The sequence below is a fragment of the Clostridia bacterium genome, from assembly GCA_036654455.1.
Classification (GTDB): domain Bacteria; phylum Bacillota; class Clostridia; order Christensenellales; family CAG-314; genus JAVVRZ01.
Window position 1 is genome coordinate 1 of the sequence record JAVVRZ010000026.1, and the last position, 560, is coordinate 560.

Annotated in this window: 2 tRNA genes and 1 rRNA gene; all 3 read left to right on the top strand. The window is 48.9% G+C overall.

Annotation, left to right across the window (positions count from 1 at the left end):
* Positions 1-55: ribosomal RNA gene (locus RR062_06230) — 16S ribosomal RNA — on the top strand; the annotation flags it as partial.
* Positions 56-158: 103 nt separating this feature from the next.
* Positions 159-235, top strand: a tRNA-Ile gene (locus RR062_06235).
* A 31-nt stretch (positions 236-266) separates the two neighbouring features.
* Positions 267-342: transfer RNA gene (locus RR062_06240), tRNA-Ala, on the top strand.
* The last annotated feature ends 218 nt before the right edge of the window (positions 343-560 follow it).

The window sequence follows — 560 nt, forward strand, 5'->3', positions numbered from 1 at the left end:
GGTGAAGTCGTAACAAGGTAGCCGTATCGGAAGGTGCGGCTGGATCACCTCCTTTCTGGAAAACCGCTGCTTCAATTGAACGCCCACACTTATCGGTTGTTGGAACAAGCCAAGGCTTGGTAGATGAGAAGAGATTCTTGCATGCCGGGTTGAGGAATGGGTCTGTAGCTCAGCTGGTTAGAGCACTGTGTTGATAACGCAGGGGTCGTTGGTTCGAGCCCAACTAGACCCACCATTAGGTTCCAATGCCAGTGCAAGAGGATCCCGGGGGATTAGCTCAGCTGGGAGAGCACCTGCTTTGCAAGCAGGGGGTCGTCGGTTCGATCCCGTCATCCTCCACCAAAACTTAGCGCCTGAGGGTGCTATAATCGAAGGCTCTTCAATACAAAAGCAGTCTGGCTTCAGACTGCTTTTGTATTGATCAATCTGATCAATAGGCTGTTCTTTAAAAATTCATAGAGTCGAAATCAGCGTTGCTGGTGGAAACTGCACATTCGTAAAGGTTTAGTGCAGACCGTGCCACCAGCAACAATTTTGATTGCGTCAAAACAAATATTTTG